Here is a 7,043-nt window from a genome sequence, read left to right on the forward strand (position 1 = left end):
CGCTCGCCGAGCCCGGTTCCGGAGTCGACGTGTTGCGTGACTCCCTGCGCTTCGGTGCCGCAACGGGGGCGCCCTCGGCGGCGGTGCTCTTTGCCCAAGCCGACCAGCTGCGGCGGCGCGGCCACCAGGAAGACCAGCAGCGCGCGGCCGCGCTCGGCACCCGGCTTGTACTCCCGCTGGGGCTGTGCGCCCTTCCCGCCTTCATCGCGCTGGGCGTCGTGCCGGTGCTCGTCGCCCTCGTGCCCAAGCTGTAAGCACTCCTCCACAGTGCAGGGCGCACCCCAGATTGTGCACCGGGACCAAGCCGGCGGTGCCGGCTCCTGGCCCGGTCGGGGAAGCTCGAATAACCGCAATCCGGCGGTCACCTCCAGGAGGAAAAACATGTTGTCACTGGCTGAAATCTGGGACCGCACGCCACATGCGCTGCCGCCGAACCCCGCAGCTCAATTACCCGGGGACAAGGCGGCGCAAGCGTTCGCGACGGCGCAACTACCCGGGGACACGGTGGCGCAACCACCCGCACCGGCTCAACCGACCGGGAACGCGGCGGCTCAACCGCTTGGGGACGCAGCGGAACAACCACCTGCCGCGCATGACGGCCCCGGCCTTCTTGCGCAGGTTATTGACTTCCCTGCGGGCCGTCGGGACAGGCACGCCAGGAGAAACTGGCGGCACCTGACCGACTCTGAAGCCGGAATGGCTACCGCCGAGTACGCCATCGCCACGCTTGCCGCAGTGGCGTTCGCCGGTGTCTTGGTCCTGATCCTGCGGAGCGGCGAAGTCCGGGGCATGCTCACGGACCTGGTGGAGCTGGCGCTGAGGGCGGTCTGACCGATGTCTTTGTGCCGAGCCGCCCGCTTCCGCGCCAGCAGGTGTGCCCCGGCCGCCCACGGCCCCGGCGAGCGCGGCAGCGTCACGGCCGAGTTCGCCGTTGTCCTGCCCTCCGTCGTCGTCGTGCTGGCTTTCCTGCTGGCCGGTGCGGCCGCCGGAGCAGCACAGCTGAATGTGGAGAAGGCCGCACAGGCCGCGGTTCGGCAGCTTGGCCGCGGCGAGTCGGAGACGGCAGCCGCCCACACGGTCCGCTCCATCGCCGGGGACGGCGCCACGTTGGCGTCCGGCAGCGGCGGCGGTTGGGTTACGGTCCATGTCACGGCACAGGTATCTGGTCCATGGCACGGTTTTGGGCGCTGGACGCTGGAGGCCCGGGCCACCGGCCCCGGCGAGCCGACCGGTGGGCCGGTGAATCCGTCGGGCGCAGGAGATGGAGCTAGGTAGCCGGCGGCCGGGGGCCGGTGCCGCGCCGCCCGGTGCCGGTGCCGCTGCCGATGTCGGTTTCGGCGCACCCGGACCGGACGGCACTGACCACGGCGCCGGAACGGTGCTGTCGGTGGGGCTGGTGCTCGTGCTCTGCATGATGCTTGCGGTGGTCGTCACGGTGATGCAGGCGGGCTTGGCATCGGCGCGGGCAGGGAAGGCGGCCGACCTCGCTGCCTTGGCCGGCGCCGATGCTGCCCGCGGCCTGCTGGATGGCGAACCATGCACCCTGGCGGCGGAAGTGGCACGCAAGCATGATGCCGAGCTGCTGGCGTGCCGCCGCTCCGGACCCGGCGGTGTGGTGGTTGACGTCCGGACGCGGACCCGGTTGCCCGACCTGCTGGGGTGGCTTGACGGGCAGTGGACGCATGCCGAGGGCCTGGCCCGCGCGGGGCCACCGCCGGGCCGGTGAGCCGCACCTGGCCAGTCAGCAGCGGCGGTGCCCTCGGTTAGGCGACGGCCGTCTGGTGCCTGTCGGCAGGGGCAGGGCCGGCTTCGGAAAGCAGAGCCTCGATCAGCGTGACCGCCCCCGACTTGTCCAAGGGATTGTTCTTGTTGCCGCATTTGGGGGACTGCACACAGGACGGGCAGCCCGTTTCGCACTCGCAGGACCGGATGGCGTCCCGGGTGGCCGCCAGCCAGATCCTGGCCGCCTCGAAGCCCCGCTCGGCGAAGCCTGCCCCGCCGGGATGCCCGTCGTAGACGAAGATGGTCGGCTTGCCCGTATCGGCATGCAGTGCTGTCGATACCCCGCCGATGTCCCACCGGTCGCTGGAGGCCACCAGCGGGAGCAGCCCGATGCCGGCATGTTCGGCCGCATGCAGGGCACCGGGCACACGGGCCGCGACCAATCCCGCGGACGTCAGTTGCTGCTCGCCGATGGTGAACCAGACGGCCTTGGTGAACAGTTCCCTGGCACCAAGATCCAGCGGCTCTTCGCCCAGGATTTCGTTGGAGATGAAGGCCTTGCGCTGGAAGGAGACGACTTTGGTGGTGACCTTGACGTCGCCAAAGCAGGCCTGGACCTCGCCCCACTGCTCGGTCCGCTGCGCGCCGAGCACTTCGATCTGTGTGACGTCGCGGGCCTGGGTGTAGTAGTCCGGATTGGCCCGGGTCACCATCGCGCAGTGGTCCTGCTCGTTGAGTTCATCCACGACGTACGTCGTGCCCTGGTGCACGTACACGGCGCCGCTATGGGCCTGATAGTGGGACTGCGGGGAGTCCATGGTCCCGAGCAGCGTCCCGGATTCCGATTCGACAATACTGATGGGTCCACCGCCGTCGGCCCGCAGATTCACCATGGCCGCCGCGCTTTCCGGGTGGGTCCAGTACCAGCCGGCCGGCCGGCGCCGGAGGTAGCCGTCGGCGGTCAGCTGGTCGAGCAGGCCCGGAGCCGCGGCGCCGAACAGCCCGATGTCCGCGGGCGTCAACGGAAGCTCCTGGGCTGCGGCGCACAGGTGTGGCCCCAGGACATAGGGGTTCGACGGGTCGAAAACGGTCGCCTCCACGGAGACGTCGAAGACAGCCTCGGGGTGGTGCACCAGATACGTGTCCAGCGGATCGTCGCTGGCCACGAAGGCAGCCAGCGCGTCCTGCCCGGACCGGCCGGCACGGCCGATTTGCTGGAACAACGAGGCGCGGGTGCCCGGCCAGCCCGCAACCAGGACGGCATCGAGCCCGGAGATGTCGATGCCCAACTCAAGCGCAGACGTGCTCGAGACGCCCAGCAGCTGCCCCGACCTGAGCTTGGCTTCCAGCTCGCGGCGTTCCTCCGGCAGGTAGCCGGAGCGGTAGGCAGCCACCCGCCCCGGCAGCGAGGGATGAACGTCGTCCAACAGCCGTTTGGTGATGGACGAAATCGTCTCGGCACCCCGGCGGGACTTGATGAAGGCGATGGTACGCACCTGTGCCGCCACGAGATTGGCCAGCAGGTCGGAGGTCTCGGCAACCACCGTGCGCCGTTCCTTGGCACCGTTTTCGCCCTTAAGCTCGGTGAGCTGGGGCTCCCAGAACGCCACGGTCGTGGAGCCGTGCGGCGAGCAGTCTTCGGTCACGGCCTCTGCTTCCGCGCCGATCAGCCGACCGAAGGAGGTTGCGGGGTCCGCGGAGGTGGCGGAAGCCCCGATGAACACCGGGTCCGCGCCGTAGCTGGCGCAGACGCGGCGCAACCGCCGCACGAGATTGGCAACATTCGAGCCGAAGACGCCGCGGTAACTGTGCGCCTCGTCAATGATCACGAAGCGCAGCCGGCGGAAGAACCGCGCCCACCAGGCATGGTTGGGCAGGATCCCGAAGTGCAGCATGTCCGGATTGGCCAGCACGAAGTTGGCGTGGTCGCGGATCCAGCGGCGGGCACCCGGGTCGGTGTCGCCGTCGTAGGTTTCCGCCCGCACGGTGGGCAGCTTCAGCGCCTTGATGGCCGCCAGCTGGTCGGCCGCCAACGCCTTGGTCGGGGCCAGGTACAGGGCGACGGCGCCGCTCGGCTCGAGGCTGACGGTGTCTGCCAGTGCCGTCCGGTGGATGGCGTCCAGGGCCGGCACCTGGTAGGCCAGCGACTTTCCGGAGGCGGTGCCCGTGGCAATGATCGTATGGCGGCCCTGATGGGCGCCCTCGGCGGCGCGGACCTGATGGCGCCACGGCTCGTGCACCCCGAGCGCGGCGTAGGCGGCACGGATATCGTCGTGGACCCACTCCGGCCACGGCTCCGCGACGGCCTCCCGGGCCGGGAGCTTGCGGACATGCACCAGTTGCTCAGGCTCCGGACCGGAGCCGAGCAGCGGGATCAGGGAATCGTGCAGGGCCACCCGAACATTGTGTCACCACACCGGGGCGCGGCGGACAGCCCCCGCAGCACGGCAGTTGCGGGCCGTGCGGGCCAGCTGCACGGGTGAGCCAGGCAGCAGGGGTGTGCCGGGCTGCATGGGTGGGCAGGCAGCAGGCGGTCAGCCCTCCGCCACGGGCTTGAGGATCATCACATCGCAGACCGTGTCCCAGCCCAGGTGCCGGTAGAGCATCTGGCCGTCGTGCGAGGCGATCAGCAGCCCGGTGTCCACCATGTGCTCCAGCACGGAGGCGATCAGCGCGCGCATCACGTGCGTGGCCAGCCCACGCCGGCGGTAGTTGATGTCCGTTTCGATGTGGTCGAAGACCGCGAAATTGTCGACGGCGGCGGCGACGCCGTGGGCGGCCTCGTTTCCTTCATGCACCACCCGGACCCGGTGCACGTTCCCGTGCTTCTCGACCTCGGTCTTGTAATCGGCGTCGCGGTACCACGGGGCCTCGGTGTCCTGGCCGGACATGTCGGTGACCATCAACGACTGCGCGTTGTGGTGCACCCGAAGCCCATGCTGCGGCGCCAACTGATGGATCCGCTGCGCGTCGCGGGTCAGCACGGTGAAGATCCGTCCCGGTGACTTGGTGGTGTCGCGGGCCACGGCGGCGAATTCCTCGTCGCCCGGTTCGAACGCGAAGTACTCCCAGTCCCCGGTCTTGTCCGCCAGCAACACGGCCGGGTGTCCGTCGACCTCTTCGGCGGAGTAGCCGCGGCAGGCCGACCAGCCGGCGACCCAGGCAGCAAGGACGTCGTCCGGGACGTCAGTCGTATATTCGTGACCCATAGCAGGACTGTACCGAACAGCGGGCGCGGGCGGCATGCCTAATCGATGACAACCCTGTCACAATCCCTGATTGCCGGCCACCGCGTAACCTTGATGCGTGGCTTTGAACCGAATTGTGCTTTATTACGCTTTCACCCCGTTGCCGGACCCGGACGCCGTCCGGCTCTGGCAACGCGCTCTGTGCGAGAAACTCGGCCTGCGCGGCCGAATCCTGATCTCCAAGGACGGCATCAACGGCACCGTGGGCGGAGAGCTGAACGCGGTGAAGCAGTACGTGAAAACCACACGCGAATACCCCGCCTTCCGCAACCTCGACGTGAAGTGGTCCGAGGGTGGGGCGGAAGACTTCCCGCGGCTGAGCGTCAAGGTCCGGGACGAGATCGTATCCTTCGGTGCGCCGGGGGAGCTGAAAGTGGACCAGGGCGGCGTGGTCGGCGGCGGGACGCACCTGCGCCCGGAGGAACTGCACCAGCTCATCGACGCGAAAAAGGCGGCGGGTGAAGACGTGGTTTTCTTCGACGGCCGCAACGCCTTCGAAGCGCAGATCGGCAAGTTCAAAGACGCCATCGTGCCGGACGTGGCCACCACCCACGACTTCATCAAGGAACTGGACTCGGGCAAGTACGACGATCTTAAGGACAAGCCCGTGGTGACGTATTGCACCGGCGGCATCCGCTGCGAGGTGCTCTCGTCCCTGATGGTCAACCGTGGCTTCCAGGAGGTCTACCAGCTCGACGGCGGAATCGTCCGCTACGGCGAAACCTTCGGCGACGCCGGGCTGTGGGAAGGATCGCTCTACGTCTTCGATCAGCGCATGCACCTGGAGTTCACGCCGGACGCCAAGACCATCGGGGAATGCGTCCGCTGCCAGGCGCCGACCAACAAGTTCGAGAACTGCTCCAACCCGGACTGCCGCCAGCTGACGTTGTACTGTTCCGCGTGCGCAGCGGATCCGCAGACCCTGCGCTGCCCGGACGGCTGCCCGGAGCCTGCCGCCGCCTGACTGCCGCTGCTGACTGGCGCCGGCTGACTATTGTTGTCTCGCCCCTGCGGCTTCCGCGCCGTCCGGTCCCGGGCAGGGGAGCGTCCCGGAGCTGTTTGTGACGTCGCGGGGCTGCCCACCGACGTCAGGTCCCGCGGCTGGTCAGGCGTTCGCGGTCTCCGGCCACAGGCCCGCGGTGGCATCCCGCGGTTCGGTGTCCTCGACCTCGGTCTTGAACACGCTCATGCCCCGCGCCTGGTAGTTGGCCACGGCAGCCGGACCGTCCAGCGAACAGGTATGCACCCAGACGCGCCGCACCGGCGGAAACCCGTCCCAGCGGCCGTGCAACTGCCAGGCCTGCCGGATGCCTTCGGCCAGCAGGGCGCCGCCGAGCCCGCGGCCGATCGCCTCGGGGAACAGGCCGAAGTACAGGATTTCGACGTCGGTGCCCGCCTGGCCGGGGCGGCCCAACAGTTCCACGTAGCCGGCCGGGGCGCCGCCGGTGTACAGCACCCAGGTTTCCGCACCGAGGGCACGCACTGCCTGTTCCCATTCGCTGCGCGTGAGCACCAGCCGGTCAGCCCAGTTCCAGCTGCTGCCCACACTGCGGTATAGGAACTTGCTGAACTCGGGGCTGATCTGCCGCACCCGCACCACGGCGGCATCATCCGGCAGCGGGCGCGAGCCCGGCACCAGCTGGGCCGGATCGGTCTGTTCAAGGTAGGTGGTGGTGACGAGCATGAGGTCATTTAACCATCAGGGCACCGGCGCGGACGCACGGGTGGCAGCGACCCGCGGCCACTCAGGTGCCGTCGCACCCTCGGCCCCCGGGCAGGTCCGGGGCGTGTCCGTACGGGTTACTAGACTTGGGCCGTGGATAGTGCAGATTTCTCCGACGTCCCCGGCGCGCCCGCCAGCAGTGACCGGCGGCTGCTGGCGGACCTGGCCGCCGACCTGACCGCCCTGGATTACAGCGTGGACGGGGTGGCAACGCTGCTCGGAGCCGAGGCGTGGGAGGCCCTGGACCGCGACCAGCTGATTCCGGCCGTTCTGGCCACCGCCCGACTGCTGGAGGATCCGGCACAGGGCCGCCTGGCCGCCGTCGTGCGCCTCTGGCTGTTGGGCCGGAG

Annotated in this window: 8 protein-coding genes and 1 pseudogene; 6 read left to right on the forward strand and 3 right to left on the reverse strand. The window is 69.1% G+C overall.

Annotated features, from left to right (window positions below):
- The 4 genes and pseudogenes from AC5RV2_RS12800 to AC5RV2_RS12815 form a co-directional block, all read left to right on the forward strand.
- Nucleotides 1–254: pseudogene (locus AC5RV2_RS12800) on the forward strand (type II secretion system F family protein); the annotation flags it as partial.
- Nucleotides 255–381: 127 nt separating this feature from the next.
- Entirely contained in the window at nt 382–831 is a 450-nt protein-coding gene (locus AC5RV2_RS12805; protein ID WP_494092638.1) for a DUF4244 domain-containing protein, read from the forward strand.
- Nucleotides 832–834: 3 nt separating this feature from the next.
- Entirely contained in the window at nt 835–1,275 is a 441-nt protein-coding gene (locus AC5RV2_RS12810) for a TadE family type IV pilus minor pilin (protein ID WP_494092639.1), read from the forward strand.
- Nucleotides 1,262–1,726 (forward strand): Rv3654c family TadE-like protein, encoded by a 465-nt coding sequence (locus AC5RV2_RS12815; RefSeq protein WP_494092640.1) that lies wholly within the window; start codon nt 1,262–1,264, stop codon nt 1,724–1,726. The genes AC5RV2_RS12810 and AC5RV2_RS12815 overlap by 14 nt, the downstream gene beginning before the upstream one ends.
- Nucleotides 1,727–1,763: 37 nt before the next feature.
- Here AC5RV2_RS12815 and AC5RV2_RS12820 read toward each other — a convergent pair whose 3' ends face one another.
- Together AC5RV2_RS12820 and AC5RV2_RS12825 are read right to left on the reverse strand one after the other, a co-directional pair.
- A complete protein-coding gene (locus AC5RV2_RS12820; protein WP_494092641.1) occupies nt 1,764–4,118 on the reverse strand; it encodes a DEAD/DEAH box helicase in 2,355 nt (784 codons plus the stop codon).
- A gap of 138 nt (nt 4,119–4,256) precedes the next feature.
- Nucleotides 4,257–4,931, reverse strand: coding sequence for a GNAT family N-acetyltransferase (locus tag AC5RV2_RS12825; protein ID WP_494092642.1), 675 nt, complete (start codon nt 4,929–4,931; stop codon nt 4,257–4,259).
- A gap of 97 nt (nt 4,932–5,028) precedes the next feature.
- Here AC5RV2_RS12825 and trhO point away from each other — a divergent pair, with 97 nt between their 5' ends.
- Complete coding sequence (gene trhO / locus AC5RV2_RS12830; RefSeq protein ID WP_494092643.1) at nt 5,029–5,934, forward strand: oxygen-dependent tRNA uridine(34) hydroxylase TrhO; 906 nt, start codon at nt 5,029–5,031, stop codon at nt 5,932–5,934.
- Between the two features lie 141 nt (nt 5,935–6,075).
- Here the strand turns inward: trhO and AC5RV2_RS12835 are convergent, their stop codons facing one another.
- A complete protein-coding gene (locus AC5RV2_RS12835; RefSeq protein WP_494092644.1) occupies nt 6,076–6,654 on the reverse strand; it encodes a GNAT family N-acetyltransferase in 579 nt (192 codons plus the stop codon).
- Nucleotides 6,655–6,786: 132 nt separating this feature from the next.
- Between AC5RV2_RS12835 and AC5RV2_RS12840 the strand changes: the two genes are divergently transcribed.
- On the forward strand, nt 6,787–7,043 hold a 257-nt coding region (locus tag AC5RV2_RS12840; protein WP_494092645.1), incomplete at its 3' end, for a DUF7059 domain-containing protein.

Source organism: Arthrobacter sp. Y3225116 (assembly GCF_059091245.1).

What these genes read in the sequence shown, in the direction of transcription:
- AC5RV2_RS12815 (WP_494092640.1), top strand. Translation starts at nt 1,262, where the DNA reads ATGGAGCTAGGTAGCCGGCGGCCGGGGGCCGGTGCCGCGCCGCCCGGT.
- AC5RV2_RS12825 (WP_494092642.1), bottom strand. Translation starts at nt 4,931, where the DNA reads ATGGGTCACGAATATACGACTGACGTCCCGGACGACGTCCTTGCTGCC.
- AC5RV2_RS12835 (WP_494092644.1), bottom strand. Translation starts at nt 6,654, where the DNA reads ATGCTCGTCACCACCACCTACCTTGAACAGACCGATCCGGCCCAGCTG.
- AC5RV2_RS12810 (WP_494092639.1), top strand. Translation starts at nt 835, where the DNA reads ATGTCTTTGTGCCGAGCCGCCCGCTTCCGCGCCAGCAGGTGTGCCCCG.
- AC5RV2_RS12805 (WP_494092638.1), top strand. Translation starts at nt 382, where the DNA reads ATGTTGTCACTGGCTGAAATCTGGGACCGCACGCCACATGCGCTGCCG.